The following is a 20,916-nucleotide window of genomic DNA, read 5'->3' as shown; positions in this document are numbered from 1 at the left end:
CTGAGGGGCACAGCCATGGCAGACGATGTCGATGTCGACCTCGACGATCTCGATCTGGTCGTCGCACGATTGAAGTCGTTCCAGACCGAGTTCGAGTCGCTGGGTGACAGCACCCGCGGCGTGTCCGGAGCTGCGGGAGCGCCACAGGGGCGCGCCGGGCTGCGCGACAAGCTGACCGATTTCGAGTCCGGGTGGGACGGCAATCGCGAAGTCCTCTCAGAAGACCTCGATACCGTGTATCAGCACCTCAAAGAGATCGCGGACGGACTCCGTCGGACCGATGCAGAGCTGGCGAAGGACCACTGATGGGGATCACATCACCGCGGTACGGGTTCGAGCTCGTCCGCATGGCGGGGGATGCCGACACACTGGAATCCGCCGGACGCGAGTACCAGCGCATGGGCAGTCGGATGACCTGGACGGCCGATGAGCTGAGCAAGCTCGCTAACGCCACGAAGTACAAGTCCAAGGCGGTCGACACCGCCCGGGAGTCCGCCGGAGAGCTGTCGGGCGAGCTGAAGAAGGCTGCGGAGCGATACTCCGGCACCGGACCGGTGCTGGTCGAGTACTCGATCGGGCTGCGGGATGCGCAGCGGGTGGTGAACCCGCTCGTCGAGCCCATCCTGGTCGCCTTCGATCGCCACGCGTCAGCCGTGAGCGACCGCGAGGACGCGGAGTGGGCCGCCGGCGACACGCTCAATGCGATGTCGTGGAGTCCTGACACCACCCAGGGCGATGTCGACACGGCTGAGCAGGACGCGTCCGACGCGCGAGCGACTGAGCGGGCGCGCGCGGCCGAGCTGGAGGATCTGTGGGAGTCGTTCGAGAGCGGCTGCTCGACGTGGCTCGACGCATACAACAGAGCCGTCCATGACCTGCAGGAGGCGTACGACGCGAGCGGGATCAGCGACAACCCGTGGGAGGACTTCTTCGACGGTCTGGCCGGCGTCCTCACCGTCATCGGTACGATCGCCGTGATCATCGCGATCGTCGCAACCGGACCGATCGCACTCATCGCGCTGGCCGTCGCGACGGTCGCTGCCCTCGCGACGCTGGTGATCCACGTCAGCATGATGGCGGCAGGGTCGCATCGGGTAAACGGCTGGGACATCGCGTTCGACCTCGTCGCGCTCGTCCCGTTCGGCGGAGGGGTTGTGAAGGCGTTGAAGGGCGGAACGCGGTTCTTCCCGGCACTCATCTCGGCTGCCGGTGGCAGCACGGCGACCCGGAGCGTGCTCAACGTCGGCCGCAATGCGGTCGAGGACGGACTGCGCACGATCGCCGGCGCCGGCGGGGTGAACGGCGGTCAGGCGGCGCGTGCGGCGAATGCCGGCGGGATCGCGGACCGCTTCCTGTCGGAGAGTACCGGGAGCTGGGGGCGTGGGGCGTGGAACGCGATCCGCTCCGGCGGCGCAAAGCTCGACGGTACGCTGCTGTCGATGTCGGAACGCGTTGGCTCGGCGTGGCCCACGAGCGGCAGCGCACGGATCGTGGCGACCCGCTGGGCGCAGGAGGCCGGCACGGCCGGGTGGCTGCAGGGTGTCAACGTCTTCAACTTCAGCTATGGGCTCGAGCAGAGCGTGAGCGCCATCGCGTCGCCGTTCGGCATCGACATTCCGACGCTGTCGGATCTTCCCGGGCTCGACAACCCGCTCGCGAGGCCGCTCTGAGATGGCAACGATGAAAGAATCCGTCTTCGCCGAGCTGGAGGCGAACCGTGGCACCCTCGCCTCCCTCCGCCGTTCCCGTGCCATCGTCGAGGGTTCGCGGCTGGCGCTGTGCGTCGCGGTTCCGCGGATGGCGGTGGGGCTGTCGGCGGCGGAGCACCGCCGCGACGAGCTGCGAGCGGCTGATGGTCCGACGGGCGCGGCGTTCGAGAGTGGACGAGAGGCGGCGATCCTCGTCGGCCTGCTGTTCGCGATCATCGCGCCCGCTCTCGTGTTCCCGTCGCCGCGCACCGGGCGTCCTGCGCTCGACGTCGGCCAGGGGGCACTCTGGGTGGGGCTAGTGGCGATCGTCGGCATCGCGCTGCTCGCGTCGCAGGAGTCGTATCGCCCGCGCTCCAAGTACCTCGGCGTGCAGACCAGGGGCGATGCGCGCCGCGTGTATCTCACGCTGGCCATCATCTGGCTGATCGTGCTGGTGTACATGATCGCGAGTTGGGAGGACGCGCTGTCGGACGGCATCCTGCCCTACATCGGTGTCGCCCTTTTCGCCCTCGCGCTCGGCGGCATGATCGTGCTGTGGCTGCGCGCGCGCCGGACCGATCGCACCTCGGCGCCGTCTGCCACAGCGATCGCGACCGATCCCGTGGACGACTGGTGGGCCAATGCCGCCTCCCGGATGTCCGGGCGTGAGGCCACCCTCGCCGAGCAGTCGTATGCTGCGGCGTTGGACGGCATGGAGCGGCTCGCCATCACCCGTCCTGCCGACACGCGTCGGCTGCAGCGCCGTAGCCCGGTGCTTGTCTGGGCAGGAGATTCCGGGTGAACGAGGTCAACGTGGACTACGACCCCGACACCTGGATCAGGGTGCCGCTCGACTACGTCGACACCCGGTGGCACGACGCGCACGCATGGGCCGAGTGGCTGGCAGACACCGCGACCGCCGGTCGTCCGACGGCGTCGGCGATGCGCGCCGAGATCCGTGATAACGCGCTGTCGATCGCGCTTCATCCTGCGGCCCACGTGTGGGGTCGCTTCTGGTTCTTCCCGATCGATGGCGATCCTTCGGGTTTCGTCGATGTCTTCGTCCAGCTGCGGGTCGCCGACGGCACGCTCGCCGAGGAGCTGCTCCCCGAGCTCGAACCGGTCGCGCTCATGCCGGTGGTCGACGCACTCGTCGTCGAGGGGTTCGCCAGTGCGGTTCGCCGGCGCACCCTCGTCATGGTCCCGCGAGACGACGCGGACCCCGTTGCGATGCCGCAGGTGGAATGGCTGGGGATCGGCGAGCGATGGGTGTGCTACGCGGTGACGCAGGACATCACCCCGGAGCGTTCCAACCAGCGCGAGCCGCACATCGACTTCCTGTTCCATTCTTTCGGTGCGGCCGCTCTCGACGCGTCCTGGGAGGCGGGAGGCGATGGCCATCTCACTCCGTGACGAACTCGCCGGCACCGGCCCGACCCCGACGCCGTTCCGGATCCTTTGCCCGCCCGGCTGGCGCAGGGTCGCGCCCGAAGCGCTGAGCACCGAGCTGACCGAGGTCGCCGCAGAGCGGCTGAAGAGCCTCGGAAGGCCCGACCTGCTCCTTCAGCTGCGATCGCTGGCGGCGATGCAGCACCGCTCGATGCTGCGGGCGAACGTCCTCGAGGCGTATCTGCCCCCGCTCGTCGATGGCAACGCGATACCGGCGGTGCTCACGGTCTCGTCCTTCGTGCTGCCCGCAGGAGCCGACTGGGGTGGTGCGCTCAACCGCCTCGCGAAGGGGGCTCCCATCGCGATCGCGGACTTCGCCGAGACGGCGATGTGGGTGTGGACACGTGAGGAGCGCTTCGAGGACGCCGAACAACCCGTCGTGCACTCTCGCGCGCGCCATTTCGTCGTTCCGGTGCCCGAAGGCGAGCGCCCGACGCGCGCGCTCCATTTCGTCTTCACCGTGCTCGACCCGGGTTCCCAGTCGGAGCGGGATGCAGATGCCGCCACCGACGCGTCGCTCACCGAACTCCTGCTGGACGCCGCCGATCTGATCCTCAGCACGATGCGCTGGCTGCCGCCGAAGGCGTGACCTGCGTCGCGGATCGGGAGCCGCCAGGAGTGCCGAGCCACCGGCATCCACCTCCGCGTTTGCCCGGCCCCCGAAACCCACGTGTCATGGATCGGGTGTGCGACCTTGCACCGTCCGCCGCGCCTCGGCGCGGCGGATCGCGCGGAGCCTCACATCTCAGGGATTGGCCGCTGAGCGGCGCAACGCGGTCGAGGACGGGCTTCGCACGATCGCGGGCGCGGGCGCGATCGGCGGCGGGCAGGCGGCGGGCAGGCGGCGCGCGCGACGCGGGCCACGGGTCTCGCCGACGACTTCCTCCGCAACAGCATCGGCGGGTGGGGCAGCCAGGCGTGGAACGCCATCCGGTCGGGTGGGTCGCAGCTCGACGGCCAGGCGCTGTCGATGTCGGAGCGGATCTTCTCGGCGTGGCCGACGAGCGGCGCCCCCAGGATCGCCGCCCTCAACTGGGTGACGGATGTCGCCTCGCCGGGAAATGTCATCCAAGGCTTCGACGTGTTCAACCTCGGTTACGGCAGCGAGCAGTCCGCCAGTGTCGGTGTGGGCTGGGCCGGGGGCGAGCTCCCCACGCTGTCCGACCTTCCGTTCCTCGATTTCAACCCGCTCGCGCGGTAGAAGGTGACCATGGCTGATCTGGAATCGACCGTCCGTGCCGAGATCGATCGGCGGTCGACCGAGCTCGCAGGTGTGAAGCGGCTGGACGCTGTGGTGGAGGCCTCGCGCCAGGCGCTCCTCGCCGCGGTGCCGCGGATGACGGCCAGTCTCGATTCGGCGACGGCGAATCGGGCTGAGCTCCCTCTTCGTCCTGCCGGTCCGCGCCGGGGTCACACCACGCTGGTGGTTCTCGTGGCGATCTTCGGAGCTCTCGTGCCTGCGATGGTGTTGCCGTCGCCGCGCAACGGTCGGCCGGCGCTGGACGTCGATCAGGGAGCGATCTGGGTCGGCGTCTGGGCCGTCGCGGCCTTCGTCTGCAGCGTCGTGATCAGTCGCGATCAACTCGCGTCGAAGTATCTGAATCCGCGGGGTCGTGGGTCCCGACTTTTCAGCGCCTTCGCGGTCATCTGGGCGTTGACGCTCGTCTACATCCTCTTCAACTGGGACGACGTGGATCGTTACGAACCGCTCGTGCCGATCATCGGCATGGTCATGCTGGTGTTGTCCATCGTCGGCGTGCTCGTGCTGTGGGTCCGCGCCCGGCGGGTCGAACGCGAGTACTGGGCGGGAGTCGCCGACGCCGGTGGAGTGGATCCCGCAGTATGGGTGGATCCGGTGGCCGAGTGGTGGGCGAACGTCGCCCGCCAACTGAGTCCCGCAGAGCGCGGCGCGGGCGACAAGTCGTACGAGCTGACGCTGACGGTCCTCGAGGAGCGCGGGATCATCCGCGCGCAGGATGCCCGGCGCCTCCGGCGCAAGAATCCGCCGGTCGTGTGGGCAGGAGACGCCTCGTGAACCAGGTGAGCGTCGAGTACGACGCGGATCTCTGGATCCGCGTTCCGCTCGACTACGTCGATACCCGGTGGGCGGACGCCGCGCAGTGGGCGGAGTGGATCGCCGGCGAAGCGACGCGAGGCCGTCCGGACGCCGAGACAATCGCCCCGGTCGTTCGCAGCGAGGCCGACGCCGAGCCCGCCGCGATGCCGCGCATCGAGTGGCTCGGCGTGGCGCGCGACTGGGTCTGCTACGTCGCTACCAACGACCACGATCCGGCGGCAGTCAATGCGCGCGTGATCGACGCCGACGTGCTGTTCGCGGCGGTAGGTGAAGCCGCGCGCGCGTCGCGCCATCGGACGAAGCGGACGCGCCATCCGCGGCAGTCCGCACCGAGCTGCTGCTCGAGACCGGGGACGTCATCCTCAGTACCCTGCGCTGGCAGCTTCCCGCCTCCTGACAGAGGCCCCGGCATCCGCTCGTTTGGCGGACTTGGCAATCCCACGTATCATTGATCGGGTGTGCGCTCTTGCGCGCCGTCAGCCGCGCCTCGGCGCTGCGGATGGCGCGGAGCACCACATCTCAGGGATCGGCCTGCGAACAGGTCGCCCCCACGGCATATCCACCACAGAACGCGCGGCACCATCATGCCTCGCCGGTGGGTGAATGTGAGCCCGCCGCGTCACGAATCGCAAGATCCGGACGCTGCGGGTGAGAACACGAACGCTGTCACCGTGCAGCACTGTGCGGAGCAAGACCGGACCGCGCAGCACAACAAGGAGAGAACGTGCCAACCATTCAGCAGTTGGTTCGCAAGGGTCGCTCGCCCAAGGTCACCAAGACCAAGGCGCCCGCACTCAAGTCGAACCCCCAGCAGGCGGGCGTGTGCACCCGCGTGTACACGACCACCCCCAAGAAGCCCAACTCGGCGATGCGCAAGGTCGCCCGTGTCAAGCTCCGCAACGGCTCCGAGGTCACCGCCTACATCCCCGGCGAGGGCCACAACCTGCAGGAGCACTCCCTCGTCCTCGTCCGAGGCGGTCGTGTGAAAGACCTCCCCGGTGTCCGCTACAAGATCGTCCGCGGTGCGCTCGACACCCAGGCCGTCAAGAACCGTAAGCAGGCTCGCAGCCGCTACGGTGCAAAGAAGGGCTGAGTCAGATGCCTCGTAAAGGTCCCGTCACCAAGCGCCCCGTCGTCAACGACCCGGTATACGGTGCTCCGATCGTCAGCCAGCTGGTGAACAAGATCCTCGTGGACGGCAAGAAGTCCATCGCCGAGTCGATCGTCTACACCGCCCTCAAGGGTGTTGAGGCCAAGAACGGCGGGCAGGATGCCGTCGCGACGCTCAAGAAGGCGCTCGACAACGTCCGCCCGACCCTCGAGGTCAAGAGCCGCCGCGTCGGTGGCTCGACCTACCAGGTGCCGATCGAGGTCAAGCCTCACCGCGCCAACACGCTCGCGCTCCGCTGGCTCGTGAGCTACGCGAAGGGTCGTCGTGAGAAGACGATGACCGAGCGTCTCCAGAACGAGATCCTGGATGCCTCGAACGGCCTGGGTGCCGCGGTCAAGCGCCGCGAAGACACCCACAAGATGGCCGAGTCGAACCGCGCCTTCGCGCACTACCGCTGGTAACAGCTCTTCCGCCGCTCCCGTGCACCCCACGGGAGCGGCGGACCCGCGACATCCGTCACCACACGTAAGGAAACCCCGTGGCACAAGACGTGCTCACCGACCTCAACAAGGTCCGCAACATCGGCATCATGGCGCACATCGATGCCGGCAAGACGACGACGACCGAGCGCATCCTGTTCTACACGGGAACCAACCACAAGATCGGCGAGACGCACGACGGCGCGTCGACCACCGACTGGATGGAGCAGGAGCAGGAGCGTGGCATCACGATCACCTCTGCTGCTGTGACGTGCTTCTGGGACAAGAACCAGATCAACATCATCGACACCCCCGGCCACGTCGACTTCACGGTCGAGGTCGAGCGTTCGCTTCGCGTCCTCGACGGCGCCGTTGCCGTCTTCGACGGCAAGGAGGGCGTCGAGCCCCAGTCCGAGACGGTGTGGCGTCAGGCCGACAAGTACGACGTCCCGCGCATCTGCTTCGTCAACAAGATGGACAAGCTCGGCGCCGACTTCTACTTCACGGTCGACACGATCATCAACAAGCTCAAGGCCAAGCCGCTGGTCATCCAGCTGCCGATCGGCGTCGAGAACGACTTCGTCGGTGTCGTCGACCTGGTCGAGATGCGCGCGCTGGTCTGGGCGGGCGACTCCAAGGGTGATGTCACCATGGGCGCCAAGTACGACGTGCAGGAGATCCCGGCCGACATGGCCGACGTCGTCACCAAGTACCGCGAGCTGCTCCTCGAGACCGTGGCCGAGTCCGACGAGGTGCTTCTCGAGAAGCACTTCAGCGGTGAGGGCCTCACGGTCGCCGAGATCAAGGGCGCCATCCGCAAGATGACCGTCAACAGCGAGCTTTACCCCGTGCTGTGCGGTTCGGCGTTCAAGAACCGCGGCGTGCAGCCGATGCTCGACGCGGTCATCGACTACCTGCCTTCGCCGCTGGACGTGCCCGCCATCGAGGCGCACGACCCGAAGAACGAAGAGACGATCATCGAGCGTCACGCCGACCGCGAGGAGCCCTTCACGGCCCTGGCGTTCAAGATCGTGACGCACCCCTTCTTCGGTCGTCTCACCTACATCCGCGTGTACTCCGGTCACCTCGACTCCGGTGCGCAGATCGTCAACTCGACGAAGTCCAAGAAGGAACGCATCGGGAAGATCTTCCAGATGTATGCCAACAAGGAGAACCCGGTGCCCTCGGTCACCGCGGGTCACATCTACGCGGTCATCGGCCTCAAGGACACGACTACGGGCGACACGCTCTGCGATTCGCAGCACCAGGTCGTGCTCGAGTCGATGACGTTCCCCGAGCCGGTCATCGAGGTCGCGATCGAGCCCAAGACGAAGGCCGACCAGGAGAAGCTGGGTCTCGCGATCCAGAAGCTCGCCGAGGAGGACCCGACGTTCCGCGTCGAGCAGAACTCCGACACCGGTCAGACCGTCATCAAGGGCATGGGCGAGCTTCACCTCGACATCCTGGTCGACCGCATGAAGCGCGAGTTCAAGGTCGAGGCCAACGTCGGAAAGCCGCAGGTCGCGTACCGCGAGACGATCAAGAAGGCCGTCGAGCGTCACGACTACACGCACAAGAAGCAGACCGGTGGTTCGGGTCAGTTCGCGAAGATCCAGTTCGCGATCGAGCCCCTCGAGGTCACAGCCGACAAGACGTACGAGTTCGAGAACAAGGTCACCGGTGGCCGTATCCCGCGCGAGTACATCGCTCCGGTCGACCAGGGCTTCCAGGACGCCATGAACGTCGGCGTGCTCGCCGGCTACCCCATGGTGGGCGTGAAGGCGATCCTCATGGATGGCGCATCGCACGACGTCGACTCGTCCGAGATGGCGTTCAAGATCGCCGGCTCCATGGGCTTCAAAGAGGCTGTCCGCAAGGCCAACCCCGTCATCCTCGAGCCGCTCATGTCGGTCGAGGTGCGTACTCCCGAGGAGTACATGGGCGACGTCATCGGCGACCTGAACTCGCGTCGTGGGCAGATCCAGTCGATGGAAGACGCTCAGGGTGTCAAGGTCGTGCGGGCTCTCGTGCCGCTGTCCGAGATGTTCGGCTACATCGGCGACCTGCGCTCGAAGACCTCCGGCCGCGCCGTCTACTCCATGGAGTTCGACAGCTACGCAGAGGTCCCGCGTGCCGTCATGGACGAGATCGTCCAGAAGACCAAGGGCGAATAACCCTTTCGGATGCCGGGGCCCAGGCCCCGGCATCCGCTCACAACTTCACACAGATTCAATCGAAATCTCTCTACTAAGCTAGAGAAATCCCCGTAGAGATCCGGCGCACACCAGCGTCCGGAAACCTCTACACGAACGTCCTGAGGAGGACCCAGTGGCTAAGGCCAAGTTCGAGCGCACCAAGCCGCACGTGAACATCGGAACGATCGGTCACGTCGACCACGGCAAGACCACGCTCACCGCAGCGATCTCGAAGGTGCTCGCCGACAAGTACCCGTCGGCCACCAACGTGCAGCGTGACTTCGCGTCGATCGACTCCGCTCCCGAAGAGCGTCAGCGCGGCATCACGATCAACATCTCGCACGTCGAGTACGAGACCCCGAAGCGTCACTACGCGCACGTCGATGCGCCGGGCCACGCCGACTACATCAAGAACATGATCACCGGTGCCGCTCAGATGGACGGCGCGATCCTCGTGGTCGCCGCCACCGACGGCCCGATGGCTCAGACCCGTGAGCACGTTCTGCTCGCCAAGCAGGTCGGCGTGCCGTACCTGCTCGTCGCGCTGAACAAGAGCGACATGGTCGACGACGAGGAGATCCTGGAGCTCGTCGAGCTCGAGGTTCGCGAGCTGCTCTCGAGCCAGGACTTCGATGGCGACAACGCCCCCGTCGTTCGCGTCTCGGGCCTCAAGGCGCTCGAGGGCGACGCCGAGTGGGTCGAGAAGATCGTCGAGCTCATGGAAGCCGTCGACGAGTCGATCCCCGACCCGGTGCGTGACAAGGACAAGCCGTTCCTCATGCCCATCGAGGACGTCTTCACCATCACCGGCCGTGGCACGGTCGTGACGGGTCGCGCCGAGCGCGGTACCCTCGCGATCAACTCCGAGGTCGAGATCGTCGGCATCCGCCCGACGCAGAAGACCATCGTCACGGGTATCGAGATGTTCCACAAGCAGCTCGACGAGGCATGGGCCGGCGAGAACTGTGGTCTGCTCCTGCGCGGCACCAAGCGTGACGACGTCGAGCGCGGCCAGGTCGTCGTGAAGCCCGGTTCGGTCACCCCGCACACCAACTTCGAGGGCACGGCGTACATCCTGTCCAAGGAAGAGGGCGGCCGTCACAACCCGTTCTTCACGAACTACCGCCCGCAGTTCTACTTCCGCACCACCGACGTCACCGGCGTCATCACGCTGCCCGAGGGCACCGAGATGGTCATGCCCGGCGACACCACCGACATGGCAGTCGAGCTGATCCAGCCGATCGCCATGGAAGAGGGCCTCGGCTACGCGATCCGTGAGGGTGGCCGCACCGTCGGCGCCGGCACGGTCACGAAGATCCTGAAGTAATCTTCGACTAGCTGTTTCGGAGGGGGTCGGGCATCCGCCCGGCCCCCTCTGCTTTTCTTATGAGCACAATCTGGGGTGTGTGGTGAATGGCGTGTCGGGGACGCAGCCGGGCATCGTGCCGAATGCTCTCCGCACGGGGACACGCAAGAAGTATGGCGGCCTATCAGCTCCCGTAGATAGGTCGCGATCGACTGTTCATGATGCCCGTCAAGAAGGCTCCCTCTAGATGGCTCGCGGCATGTTTTCGGCGCTCGACGGCCGGCCGTCGGCGACTCGCGCCACGTGGGTCGATTTGATGCGGGGCACGGCGATCGTGCTCGTCGTGGTCTTTCACGTGGTGACGGTGACAGAGGCGTACTCCGGTCACACGTTCACCCGGCTGACCGGATTCCTGGAGACGGTGCAGGGGCTTCGGATGCCTCTGCTCTTCTTCCTGTCGGGACTACTCGTTCCTCGATCCCTGCGTAAGGGGTCAGCCAGATACATCAATGGCAAGGTGCGTCTGATCGCGTACCCGTACGTGATCTGGTCACTGATCATGGTGGCGCTACTCGCAATTGGCGGGTACTTCCTGGCCTGGGATGTCTCACCGCTCACGAGCCTTCTTCGGATCGTCTACGACCCGATCGAGCATCTGTGGTTCCTCGCATACCTCTTCCTCTTCTACGTCATTGCGCTCCTCGTCTCCAAGACCCACGCGTTCGTTCCGGTTGCTTGCTCGCTGGTCCTTTACGCGATACCAATGGATGGGCAGTGGGAGGTCTTCTGGCGCTTCGCGGTGTTCTTCTTCGTCGGCGTACTCGCCGGGAGGATTCCCGCCGCGATGGATCGTATGAGCGGTTCCTTCGCTCTCAATGTGCTCGCCGTCGTCTCTGTGGGCGTTCTCACGGCGCTTCCGGTGCTCGGCGTTCCGGTCAGACTTCCGGCCGCCCCGTGGAATGTGGTTGTGGCGTTCTGGTTCTTCGTCGGATTGGCCGGACTAGTCAGAATGTGCCAGCGGGCGCCAATACTGGCGCCGCTCGCGTACGTCGGCCGGCAATCCATCGTGTTCTATCTAGCTCACTGGCCCATCGTCCTGTTCTCGGTCAGAATGCTCGCGGACGGCACAGGCATGTCCGCGTGGTCGATAGTGACGACGTCGCTCGCCGTCACCGCGGCCGGCACGACCGCGTTGGCATTCGCATCGGAGCGAGTGCCCGCGGTGCGCCTGCTATTCGAATGGCCCCCGCGCGGTACGCCAGCGAGCCGGCCGGAGCGTGTCGAGACAGCTGTCGCGGAAGGCCGGCCCACAGGCCAGCGCGCGAACAATGACCAGGCTTCTCCAGGAGGGGACTCATGACGGAACACTGCGACAGACCGCGCAGCGCGAGAGCCAACGTCATTGTCGTTATGTATAACAGCGAGTCGACTCTGCCCGCGCTATTCGACGGCATGGTGGCGAATCGAGCTGGTATCGCATCGGTGACTCTTGTCGACAATGCAAGCGCAGATGAGTCTGCGGAGACCGCTCGGAAGCTCTTGGCGGAATCGGGGCTTCGGGGTCGTGTCCTGCGCGCGGCGAATACGGGGTTCGCGGGTGGGCATTGGGAGGCGCGGGATAGCTTCGATGACCCGACGCTCCCGACGCTCTGCCTCAACCCGGACGTACAGCTCGACGCTGACGCCCTTCTGGACATGATCGAAGTACTCCAAGGATTGGGAGAAGAAGCCGGCATCGTGACGTCGACGCTCGTTTCGACGGAGGGCATCGAGGATTCCGCGTCGCGACGTCGCTTGCCGACAGTGACGACGGGTGCCCTCTATTCGATCCTGGGGAAGTTGGTCCCTTCGAAGTTCCGATACAACCAGATCGAGTCGACCGCCGGGGGAGAGCTCGTCGCGGGGCACGCGATCACACGTGTGGAGGCGACGACTGGTGCACTCATGCTGGTCGCGCCGCAGCTACAGAATGTCGAAGAAGGCATCTTCGACCGCGACTACTTCATGTACGGAGAGGATCTTCAGCTCTGCCTCCGCGCTCAGCGTTCGAACCGAGCGGTTGCGATCGTCGAGCGGCGCCCGTCGATTCATGTCAAAGGAGTCTCAAGCGGATTCCCGCGCTCGTGGAAAAGCAACCGCGCGTTTCACGACGCGATGTACATCTACTACCGCAAGAATCTCTCGATCTCGCCGATCGATCGCGCGCTCGTCTGGAGTGCGGTGTGGGCACGTCTCCTGATCAGTTCCAGTGTTGCGGCGACCGCCCGGGCGCGCGCAAAGCGGGCACGATGACGGACTCTCGGGGCCAGATCGGCCTGACGGCGACTGTGATCGTCGCGGCGGCGCTTCCCTTCCTTCTGACGCCATGGAAGGCGCAAGCTCTGGGCCCCAGCGGGCGAGGAGAGGTGGGATACTTCGGCGCGGCGTTCACCATCATCCTCGCGTGTGCCGCGCTGGGGGTGAGGTACGCGTACTACGAGGTGCGGTCCGAACGAGGCATGCGTGTGCATCTGAAGGCACCGCGGATGGTCGCGCTCGCTTACGGAACCGCGGGGCTGGCAACCATCGGCTTTGTCGCAGTCGGCGCACGATCGATGTCCGTGGCTGTGATCGTCGGCTTGCTCATAGCCTGGGCCATCTCCCCGGTCCAGCTCCTCACCCAGACCGAACTCGCAGAGGCCCAGTCCGCCCTGAAACGGAAGCGAGTTGCCGCCCTGTCGTCGACTCCCGCATTGTTCGAGTCGGTGGCGACGCTGATCCTTCTCGTCGTCAAGCAGATGACCGTCACGGCATCGATCGCCGTCACAACCGTCTCAGAGGTTCTCAGAGGGCTTGTCGGTGCATCGTTTCGACGCCGAGATCGCGATCGCACCGTACCCGCTCTCGATGTCACGCGTAGAATACTCGTGCTCTCGCCGGTCGGACTTCTTCCGATCCTCGTCGCGAACGCAGACACGATCGTCTTCGCTTGGTTCGTGCCTACAGCCGTCCTCGGCGAGTACTCAGTGGCCAAGCTTGCCATCAACGTGATGTTGCTCGTGGCGCTCACCATTGAGGGCACTGTCGTGCGTGCGGGGCGACGTGTCGTCGCTGGCGTGGTTGCAGGGCTGACTATATGCGCGGCGGTCGGAGCACTGTTGGGCTACGCGCTCACGCCATTGCTCTTCGGGGCCGGTTTTGATGCGACACGTTATGCCTTCATTGTGACGTCTGTGGCGGGCTTGCTCGGCGCCTTGTTCACGCTCGTCGCTGCTCGGCAGAGCTGGAATGGACGCAATCGAGCAGTCAATGTAGCGTCGGTGATTGCGGTCGTATTGATCGTGTCGATGTCGCTCATTTTGGGCGTCCAGTGGCCAGGGGCGCCCGCATGGGCACTCGGGATACCCGCGATCGTCAGTTATGGGTCCGCCACCCTGATCGCGGTGGTTGCCGGGCGCAAGGGGAGATGACTTTGACCACGATTGTGAGCCGCCTCGTAAATCGGGTGCGACCGGTTGCGCAAAGCGATGGCATGGCCAACGTGTCACCGGCCGCTCTCCTCGGCTGGTACGCGCGTAAGGGAGTCTTTCCAGCCATTCGGGGATTGTGGTACGGGCTCAGGTTCAAGAGAGCACGGTTTCCGCTGTTCGTAGGGCGCGGTGTGAGCGTGCAGTACGCCCGATGCATCGAAGTCGGTAGAGGCTTCTATCTCGGCGACCGGTCGCGCGTGCTCGCCCTGTCGCTCGACGGGATTCGGATCGGGGATCGTGTGACGATCCGGGAGAACGCGTGGATTCAATGCGCGTCAAGTCCGTACAACCCGGGCCAAAGCCTATCGATCGGCGAAGGCACGTATATCGGGCCCTACAGCGTCATCGGAGTCGGAGGTCCGATCGAGATCGGACCACGGTGCCAATTCGGCGCTGGCGTAACTCTGATTGCGGAGAATCACGATGTGACAGAAGCTGGCGTGAGTGCAAGTGAAGTCACGCGGCGCGGAATCTCGATCGGCTCTGGGACGTGGATCGGTCACCGCGCGACAGTGCTGGACGGGGTGACCCTCGGGTCGAATTGCGTGGTAGGCGCTGGCGCTGTGGTCACCAAGAGCTTCCCGGACGGTTCCACACTGGTCGGAGTTCCCGCGCGACGAATCGACCGAGGCGCGACTGATGGCGTCTGACGCTCCCACAGATCGCTCTTCGTCACGCCGGTCCCGGTGGCGTGACTGGCTTTCGATCGACATCGCAGTACTTCTCGCCGTTGCATGGCTCCTGATCGGGCCGAGGGTCGAGCTGATTCCGTTCGCCTCCTCCTCAATCCGCCTCGAGGATGTCATCTTCGTCGCGCTCGCCATCTTCGTCGCGGTCTCCGGCTGGCGGCGAATCCGCGACACTCTGGGCACCGGAATGCTGATCGCCACTGCAGGAGTGCTGGCCGTCGGTCTGATCAGTGCGACTCTCGGAGTCATCAGCGGCCGTGTCGAGATCGCGCCGAGCCTGCTCTACGCATTGCGGCCTCTCGAGTACTGGATCGTTCTGCCGGCCGTCTTGCTCGGACTTCGAACCGTTGCCGGTCGCACCCGCCGAATCGTGCTGATGCTCGGCGCCGTCACCGTGCTTCAGACTTCGGTCGGCATGCTTCAGATCGCGGGAATTCCGATCGGGTTCTCCAAATTCACGTACGAGCGGGCGGCGGGTTTGACCGCTGGCCCATACGAGCTCGGTGCAATCTGCGCGATGCTCGCCTGCTTCTGGCTCTTCCGACGCCAGTATGTGCTCGCGGTGGTGGCACTCGCAGGATTGGTTGCTTCTCAATCGCGGGTATCGATTGTCGCGGTCGCGTTCGGTCTGGTGGTGCTTCTGCTCGGAGTTCGAAAGGCAGTCGCGCGGACACTGTCCGGGCTCTGGCGCAATCATCGCGCCACGGTGCTTCTGGTCGGTGGCGGGCTCCTGGTGGTTTCGGTGGCGACCGTGACCTGGTTTGGGGCACCGGTGGTCGATCGGCTCGCAGGGACGAGCATCTTTGCGGCCTGGGAAGATGCGCAACGCTTCTCGCAGTCCATTCCGCCGCCTGCGACGGCGGAGGACTTTGGCCGCGTCGCTTATGGGCAGATCGACGTCGTACTTCAGGGTGCGCTCATCGACGACGTCAGCAACGTCGTTCGATTCTTCAGGTGGCAGCTGCTGATCGCAGCGATCGCGGCTTCGCCTCTCGCTGTGTTCTTCGGGTTGGGTCCCTCCTTCGCAGGCCCGTCCGTCGATGGGTCCTTCCTCCGGATCGTCGTCGAATTCGGTCTTGCAGGCCTGGCCGCCTGGGGATACTGGCTCTATCGCTCGGTCCAGGGCGCGCGTGTGTGGATTTTGGCGGTCCTCACGACTCTGCTCATCGGGTCGGCGGTCATCGACTTGCTTTTCGCCCTCAGGCCGATGGTGCTGTTCTGGTTCCTCGTCGCGGTCGCCTGGCTCGATGCGCCGAGTCGTCGGCGGTCGGACCTCGAAGGGTCGGACGCATGATCACTGTCGATGTCGTGGTGCGATCAGACGCGAACGTCAAGTTCGGCGGCGATGTCGAGCAGGTCCAGCAGTATGAACGGCACCTCGCTGGCCGCGTGGACCTTCGGGTCGTCCCGTTCCATCCGGCGATGGAGTTGCGCGATAACGCCCTGATTCATTACGTCAACGTGGACAGGCCGTTCGACTTTCTCCGCACGATGCAGCTCGCCGGCGCACGGCCGACCATCGTCTCGCCGATTCACCACTCGTTGATCCGGGTGAGGCGGATGCGAGGCGCAGAACGCGGACGCGGGGTGAGGTCAGCGGTCGATCGCATCATGCCGGAAGCGGCTCGTGAGTGGATGGCGACCGCCGTCCGAACTCAACGTGCCTCCCAGACGGCAAACGAGCGGCGGACATCTGTCGATAACGCTCTCAAGACGTCGACTCTCGTACCTGGACTCTGGCGTCGAGTCGGTGATGCGCTCGACAGAAGCGGTCACGTGGCCCTTCTCGCTCCAGGGGAGGGCACCGACCTCACCGTTGACACCGGTTGGTCGGGTAAGAACGCGGTTCTGGTCCCAAATGGGAAACCGGATCGCCCAGATCACGCTGATCTCGTTGCTTGGGCCAATCGCGAGATTCCGATCATCGCGGTCGGCAGAATCGAGCCCCGGAAGCGTTCGCTCGAGTTGGCCCGCGAGGCTCACGATCACAGGACGTCGGTCGTCTTTGTCGGCTCCTTGGGTGATCCTGATTCGACGTATGGCCGGCAGTTCACCGAGCTCACCCGAACGTCGCCTTTTGCGGACTATCGAGGCCCCGTTGATCACGCAACCGCGTTGGAATTGATCGCCCATTCGCGCACACTTGTAAACGCATCATGGGTGGAAGTGCAGAGCCTCGTGGATCTCGAGGCGGCGCATCTGGGAACTCGCGTGGTGTCGGTGCCCAATGGCAACTCGCGGGACTGGCTTCCGGCACACGTCTCATACACCGGTGGCTTCGCTCTGCGTTCGCTACTCGAACTTGCCGCGCGCGAGAGCACCTCCGATACCGGTCCCGGCGTCCCTGACTATGCCTGGGATTGGGCCCGGTCAGCGAGTGCACTACTTGAGCTCTACTCCACCCAGTACTGAGTGATCGACCCGATGGGTTACCCTAGCCGGGGGAATCCGCTTTCTGAGCCATCGCTACAGAAGGCGTGAAAAGAGCTTGGTTGGGGAGAAGTGGAACTGAAGGCGGGTAGGCCCGGTCTCGTGGACGAGTTGACTGGACCCGAGACGCGTTCCCTGCACCGGCAGCCGATCCGAGTCAGCGGAGGTATCCGAGACCGCCGGAACGATTGGCCGCGACGGTACGCGAGTCGCTTGTTTTACACCGACGTGGCAGTAATCGCGCTCACATTCGCGGTCTACTCGGTGGTGGCTCTCGATGAGATCTCGGAGCCGGTGTCTTGGCCGGGCGGATTCGTTCTCCCATATTGGGGTCTGCTCGTCTTCGTCGCCGTCTTCTGGTTGCTCGGACTCGACGTCATCGATACACGCGATCGCCACATCGTGGGTCATGGGATCACCGAGTACAGACGTCTCGTCAACGCCACGCTCGCGGTGTTCGCGCTTCTTGTGGCCATTGCGTTCTTCGCGAGGATGGATGTTGCGCGGTCGCTTTTCATCGTCGCGCTGCCAGTCGGCTTGATTCTCCTGGTCACGTCGAGATGGCTCTGGCGTCAGTGGCTGCGCCGCCACCAACGACAGGGCAAGTACGTCTACCGGGCGATCGTCCTCGGTGAACCCGCCAAGGTGGCGCACATCATCGGACAGATTCAGCGCACACCCGACTCGGGATACATCATCGTCGGAGCGCTCACACCTTCGCAGGACCATCAGTCGCTTGCAGGGGTCCCCGTCGTCGGTGGACTCACCTCCGCCAGTGCCGCTGTGGAGTCACTGAGCGCTGACACGATGATCGTCTCGTCCGCCGATGCCCTCGACCCGAAGGCGATGCGTCGTATCGGTTGGGAGATGGCCGACCGCGATGTGGACTGGGTCGTCGCCCCTGCGCTCACCGACGTAGCAGGTCCGAGGATTCATGCCCGACCCGTCGCCGGGTTGCCGCTCGTGCACGTGGAGTTCCCCGTGCTCGAGGGCTACAAGCGGTTCGCCAAACGGACGTTCGACATCATCGGCGCGACACTGCTTATCGCAGTGTTCTCGCCGATCATGCTCGTCACGGCGATCGCCATCAGAGTCGACGGCCCTGGGCCGATCTTCTATCAGCAGACGCGCATCGGGCGCCGTGGACGTGAGTTCGGCATGCGAAAGTTCCGCTCGATGATCGCGAACGCCGACGACCAGCTCGCGAGTCTGCTCGATGTGCAGGGCACGACCGACCAGCCGCTCTTCAAGGTCACGGACGACCCGCGTATCACGAGGGTCGGTCGCTTCCTGCGCAAGCACTCGATCGACGAGATCCCGCAGCTGTTCAATGTCTTCCTTGGGGAGATGAGCCTCGTGGGGCCACGGCCGCAGCGGGCGGCCGAAGTGGCCCTCTATGATGACGACGCGCACCGCCGGCTGCTCGTCAAGCCCGGAATGAGTGGGCTGTGGCAGGTGAGCGGCCGTTCGAAGCTCTCGTGGGACGACGCGATTCGTCTCGATCTCTATTACGTCGAGAACTGGTCGTTCACTCAAGACATCCAGATCCTCTTCCGCACGATCCGGGCGGTCATCGCGCCGGGGGAGTCAGCCCACTGAGCGCGTCTCACGGCGCTGTCACAGGCCCGCCCCGATAGCATCCACTGGTGTCCCGAAAGCCTCCCCCCGGGCGCTACCGTCAAGGTCGCGCCGGCAACCACGCCCCGGCGCCGCAGCGCCGACGCCGTTGGCCGTGGGTGCTTCTCGGCACTTTCGTCGTCCTGGGCGCAGTGGGCGCGGTAGGCGGCGTCTTCGCCCTGCAGGCGCTCGAAGTGCGCGACGACCTGCTTGCCGCAAAGGAGAAGCTCGGCTCCCTCACCGACGCCTACAAAGCCGGCGACACAGCGCAATTGCAGGCAGTGGGCACCGAGGTTCTCGAACTCACCACCCAAGCCGATGCCACGGTGCAGGGTCCCTTGTGGGACGCAGCATCCGCTCTTCCCGTCGTCGGTGCGAACGTCGCCGCTGTAAAGCTCGCAACCGAGGCGACCCACCTCATCGTGCGCGATGCCCTGCCGCCCGGAATCGAGCTGCTCGGCATGATGTCGCCCGACCAGCTCAAAGTCGAAGGGGGCGGTATCAATCTCGCGCCCTTGCAGCAGGCGCAACAGACGCTGCCACAGATCAAGACTGTGCTCGCTCAGGCGCAAGGGAAGGTCACCGGGATCGACCGAGCCGCGCTCCTGCCGATCGTCGACGATGCTGTCGGGCAGCTCATCGACGTCGTCGGCCAGGCCGGCCCACTGCTCGAGACCGCGGAGCAGTATCTGCCAGTTGCGTTGCAACTCGCTGGATCGGAGGGTCCGCGCCGCTACATCGTCCTCTTCCAGAACAATGCCGAGATCCGCGCGACCGGCGGCAACGGTGCGACATCGACCGTGATCGAGATCGACAACGGTCGAGTGACCAAGCTTGAAGACGAGCAGGTCGCCGAGTTCCTCATCGACGGCATCACCGGCCGCGCCGATCAGGACTTGCCCGACGCGACGCGTGCGATGTTCGAACGCGACATCACAAGCAACACCATGAACTACCCCCGCCTCGCCGACTTCCCGACCACCGCTCAGATGTACAGCACGCTCTGGCAGCAGTCGATGGGAAGTGACATCGACGGGGTGATATCGCTCGACCCGGTGGTGCTCTCCTACATGCTGGCGGCGACCGGGCCGATCCCGCTCGATGACGGCTCACAGCTCACCTCCGAGAACGCTGTTCAGCTGCTCTTGAGTGAGACCTACGAGAGGTTCGGCCTGGACGGCCTTGCCGCCGACGCGTACTTCGCGGACGTGTCGGGTCGTGTGTTCGACACTGTCTCGTCCGGAGCGTGGGACCCGATGACCATGATCACTCAGGTGCAGCGCGGAGTCGCGGAGCAGCGCATCTACGCCTGGTTCGCGCGACCGGCCGAGCAGGCGATGGTGGCCGAGCAGAACATCGACGGTGCGCTCGCGACCGACACCGCCGCATCGACCCAGGTCGGCGTCTTCCTCAACGATGCGTCGTATTCGAAGCTCGAGTACTACCTCTCGACCGCGACGTCGGTCACGTGCGACGCCCAGGCGCGCACCATCACCACGACGCTGTCGATGACCAACTCGATCCCGGGCTCGGATTTGAGCGGCTACACATTGGCGTGGCGCAACGCCAGTCTCGGGCTGCCGCGCACGACGATGATCCTCGATGTCTTCTCGTACGCGCTTCCGGGCGGAACGATCACGAGCGATCCCGAGAGCGGCGACTTCGCGAAGTGGACCCGAACAGGAGCAGAGGTCGGGCGCGAGGGGAAGAGCGTGACGATGCTGGTCCCCATGGGCGAGACCAAGACCGTGTCGTTCACGAGCACGATCCCCGAAGGGGAGCTCGGCCCGCTCGAGGTACGGTATTCCCCGACGGTCACCCAGACGCCTGTCACGATCGATGCCAGCTGCGAGGGGCTGTTCGGGTGAGCATCGACCGACTGCCGAGCACCAGCGGTCCACGACACGCATTGATCGCGGCATTGGCAGTCGGATACGGGGCCTTCCTCGCGTTCGTCGTGTTCTGGCCGAGCCCGATCGACAAGCCGGTCGAGGGCATCCTCGACCGTGCGATAGCCGAGATGCACGAGCGCGGGGTTCCCGCGTTCGTCGATTACTCCTTCATCGAGTCCGCGGCGAACGTGCTCCTCTTCGTTCCCGTGGGCCTGTTGTTCGGACTCATCGTGCCCTTGAAGTGGTGGCCCGTCGCGCTGCTGCTCGGACCGGCGCTGTCAGGCGTGATCGAACTCGCGCAGCGGTACCTGCTCGATGAGCGGGTCTCGACGATCAACGACGTCATCGCCAACTCCATCGGCGCGACCATCGGAGTGTTCGCCGCGGTCCTGCTGCGCGCTGTCGTCAAGGCCCGCGACGACAAGGTCATCGAACGCCACGACGTCATGCAGGCGGCATCTTCGCGCTGAGTGC

21 protein-coding genes are annotated in these 20,916 nt (G+C 65.2%); all 21 read left to right on the top strand.

All coding sequences use genetic code 11. The features are described 5' to 3' along the window. Positions 1-15: 15 nt before the first annotated feature. The 21 genes from KEC57_RS15570 (at position 16) to KEC57_RS15475 (ending at position 20,912) form a co-directional block, all read left to right on the top strand. Positions 16-306 (top strand): hypothetical protein, encoded by a 291-nt coding sequence (locus KEC57_RS15570; RefSeq protein WP_229385608.1) that lies wholly within the window; start codon positions 16-18, stop codon positions 304-306. Beyond that, positions 306-1,670 carry a hypothetical protein gene (locus KEC57_RS15565; protein WP_229385607.1) on the top strand — a complete coding sequence of 455 codons (1,365 nt, stop codon included), beginning with the start codon at positions 306-308 and terminating at the stop codon, positions 1,668-1,670. Before KEC57_RS15570 ends, KEC57_RS15565 begins: the two co-directional genes overlap by 1 nt. Positions 1,671-1,680: 10 nt before the next feature. After that, the gene (locus KEC57_RS15560; protein WP_229385606.1) at positions 1,681-2,490 is read left to right on the top strand and encodes a hypothetical protein; all 810 of its coding nucleotides are present in this window, start codon (positions 1,681-1,683) and stop codon (positions 2,488-2,490) included. Then, entirely contained in the window at positions 2,487-3,101 is a 615-nt protein-coding gene (locus tag KEC57_RS15555; RefSeq protein WP_229385605.1) for a hypothetical protein, read from the top strand. The genes KEC57_RS15560 and KEC57_RS15555 overlap by 4 nt, the downstream gene beginning before the upstream one ends. After that, positions 3,082-3,726: a hypothetical protein gene (locus KEC57_RS15550; RefSeq protein WP_229385604.1), complete on the top strand. Its 645-nt coding sequence runs from the start codon at positions 3,082-3,084 to the stop codon at positions 3,724-3,726. The genes KEC57_RS15555 and KEC57_RS15550 overlap by 20 nt, the downstream gene beginning before the upstream one ends. Positions 3,727-4,107: 381 nt before the next feature. After that, a complete protein-coding gene (locus KEC57_RS15545) occupies positions 4,108-4,338 on the top strand; it encodes a hypothetical protein (RefSeq protein ID WP_229385603.1) in 231 nt (76 codons plus the stop codon). Positions 4,339-4,347: 9 nt separating this feature from the next. Continuing rightward, complete coding sequence (locus tag KEC57_RS15540; RefSeq protein ID WP_229385602.1) at positions 4,348-5,172, top strand: hypothetical protein; 825 nt, start codon at positions 4,348-4,350, stop codon at positions 5,170-5,172. Then, complete coding sequence (locus tag KEC57_RS15535) at positions 5,169-5,666, top strand: hypothetical protein (protein WP_229385601.1); 498 nt, start codon at positions 5,169-5,171, stop codon at positions 5,664-5,666. Before KEC57_RS15540 ends, KEC57_RS15535 begins: the two co-directional genes overlap by 4 nt. Before the next feature lie 272 nt (positions 5,667-5,938). After that, positions 5,939-6,307: a 30S ribosomal protein S12 gene (gene rpsL / locus KEC57_RS15530; RefSeq protein WP_056223944.1), complete on the top strand. Its 369-nt coding sequence runs from the start codon at positions 5,939-5,941 to the stop codon at positions 6,305-6,307. 5 nt (positions 6,308-6,312) lie between these two features. Next, positions 6,313-6,786 carry a 30S ribosomal protein S7 gene (gene rpsG / locus KEC57_RS15525; protein WP_229385600.1) on the top strand — a complete coding sequence of 158 codons (474 nt, stop codon included), beginning with the start codon at positions 6,313-6,315 and terminating at the stop codon, positions 6,784-6,786. Positions 6,787-6,863: 77 nt separating this feature from the next. Beyond that, entirely contained in the window at positions 6,864-8,978 is a 2,115-nt protein-coding gene (fusA, locus tag KEC57_RS15520) for an elongation factor G (protein ID WP_229385599.1), read from the top strand. Between the two features lie 154 nt (positions 8,979-9,132). Then, positions 9,133-10,326 carry an elongation factor Tu gene (tuf, locus tag KEC57_RS15515; protein ID WP_229385598.1) on the top strand — a complete coding sequence of 398 codons (1,194 nt, stop codon included), beginning with the start codon at positions 9,133-9,135 and terminating at the stop codon, positions 10,324-10,326. A 238-nt stretch (positions 10,327-10,564) separates the two neighbouring features. After that, on the top strand, positions 10,565-11,665 hold the full coding sequence (locus KEC57_RS15510) for an acyltransferase family protein (protein WP_229385597.1): 1,101 nt from the start codon (positions 10,565-10,567) through the stop codon (positions 11,663-11,665). After that, on the top strand, positions 11,662-12,597 hold the full coding sequence (locus KEC57_RS15505) for a glycosyltransferase (protein ID WP_229385596.1): 936 nt from the start codon (positions 11,662-11,664) through the stop codon (positions 12,595-12,597). Before KEC57_RS15510 ends, KEC57_RS15505 begins: the two co-directional genes overlap by 4 nt. Continuing rightward, positions 12,594-13,754 (top strand): MATE family efflux transporter, encoded by a 1,161-nt coding sequence (locus tag KEC57_RS15500; protein WP_229385595.1) that lies wholly within the window; start codon positions 12,594-12,596, stop codon positions 13,752-13,754. The genes KEC57_RS15505 and KEC57_RS15500 overlap by 4 nt, the downstream gene beginning before the upstream one ends. After that, the gene (locus tag KEC57_RS19190; RefSeq protein WP_372457075.1) at positions 13,673-14,464 is read left to right on the top strand and encodes an acyltransferase; all 792 of its coding nucleotides are present in this window, start codon (positions 13,673-13,675) and stop codon (positions 14,462-14,464) included. Before KEC57_RS15500 ends, KEC57_RS19190 begins: the two co-directional genes overlap by 82 nt. Then, on the top strand, positions 14,454-15,797 hold the full coding sequence (locus KEC57_RS15495) for an O-antigen ligase family protein (RefSeq protein ID WP_229385594.1): 1,344 nt from the start codon (positions 14,454-14,456) through the stop codon (positions 15,795-15,797). Before KEC57_RS19190 ends, KEC57_RS15495 begins: the two co-directional genes overlap by 11 nt. Continuing rightward, positions 15,794-16,915 carry a glycosyltransferase family protein gene (locus tag KEC57_RS15490; RefSeq protein ID WP_229385593.1) on the top strand — a complete coding sequence of 374 codons (1,122 nt, stop codon included), beginning with the start codon at positions 15,794-15,796 and terminating at the stop codon, positions 16,913-16,915. The genes KEC57_RS15495 and KEC57_RS15490 overlap by 4 nt, the downstream gene beginning before the upstream one ends. 246 nt (positions 16,916-17,161) lie before the next feature. Continuing rightward, entirely contained in the window at positions 17,162-18,532 is a 1,371-nt protein-coding gene (locus KEC57_RS15485; protein ID WP_229385592.1) for a sugar transferase, read from the top strand. Between the two features lie 47 nt (positions 18,533-18,579). Continuing rightward, on the top strand, positions 18,580-20,418 hold the full coding sequence (locus KEC57_RS15480; protein ID WP_229385591.1) for a DUF4012 domain-containing protein: 1,839 nt from the start codon (positions 18,580-18,582) through the stop codon (positions 20,416-20,418). Continuing rightward, positions 20,415-20,912 carry a VanZ family protein gene (locus KEC57_RS15475; protein WP_229385590.1) on the top strand — a complete coding sequence of 166 codons (498 nt, stop codon included), beginning with the start codon at positions 20,415-20,417 and terminating at the stop codon, positions 20,910-20,912. The genes KEC57_RS15480 and KEC57_RS15475 overlap by 4 nt, the downstream gene beginning before the upstream one ends. The last annotated feature ends 4 nt before the right edge of the window (positions 20,913-20,916 follow it).

The sequence above is a fragment of the Microbacterium allomyrinae genome (genome assembly GCF_020682705.1).
GTDB classification, from domain to species: Bacteria; Actinomycetota; Actinomycetes; order Actinomycetales; family Microbacteriaceae; genus Microbacterium; species Microbacterium allomyrinae.
This window is presented reverse-complemented; position numbering and strand designations above follow the sequence as displayed.

Bases quoted from the DNA above. Each gene is read 5' to 3' on its own strand.
- KEC57_RS15570 (WP_229385608.1), top strand. From the start codon at position 16: ATGGCAGACGATGTCGATGTCGACCTCGACGATCTCGATCTGGTCGTC.
- KEC57_RS15565 (WP_229385607.1), top strand. From the start codon at position 306: ATGGGGATCACATCACCGCGGTACGGGTTCGAGCTCGTCCGCATGGCG.
- KEC57_RS15560 (WP_229385606.1), top strand. From the start codon at position 1,681: ATGAAAGAATCCGTCTTCGCCGAGCTGGAGGCGAACCGTGGCACCCTC.
- KEC57_RS15550 (WP_229385604.1), top strand. From the start codon at position 3,082: ATGGCCATCTCACTCCGTGACGAACTCGCCGGCACCGGCCCGACCCCG.
- KEC57_RS15545 (WP_229385603.1), top strand. From the start codon at position 4,108: ATGTCGGAGCGGATCTTCTCGGCGTGGCCGACGAGCGGCGCCCCCAGG.
- KEC57_RS15540 (WP_229385602.1), top strand. From the start codon at position 4,348: ATGGCTGATCTGGAATCGACCGTCCGTGCCGAGATCGATCGGCGGTCG.
- rpsG (WP_229385600.1), top strand. From the start codon at position 6,313: ATGCCTCGTAAAGGTCCCGTCACCAAGCGCCCCGTCGTCAACGACCCG.
- KEC57_RS15510 (WP_229385597.1), top strand. From the start codon at position 10,565: ATGTTTTCGGCGCTCGACGGCCGGCCGTCGGCGACTCGCGCCACGTGG.
- KEC57_RS15505 (WP_229385596.1), top strand. From the start codon at position 11,662: ATGACGGAACACTGCGACAGACCGCGCAGCGCGAGAGCCAACGTCATT.
- KEC57_RS15500 (WP_229385595.1), top strand. From the start codon at position 12,594: ATGACGGACTCTCGGGGCCAGATCGGCCTGACGGCGACTGTGATCGTC.
- KEC57_RS19190 (WP_372457075.1), top strand. From the start codon at position 13,673: ATGGGCACTCGGGATACCCGCGATCGTCAGTTATGGGTCCGCCACCCT.
- KEC57_RS15495 (WP_229385594.1), top strand. From the start codon at position 14,454: ATGGCGTCTGACGCTCCCACAGATCGCTCTTCGTCACGCCGGTCCCGG.
- KEC57_RS15490 (WP_229385593.1), top strand. From the start codon at position 15,794: ATGATCACTGTCGATGTCGTGGTGCGATCAGACGCGAACGTCAAGTTC.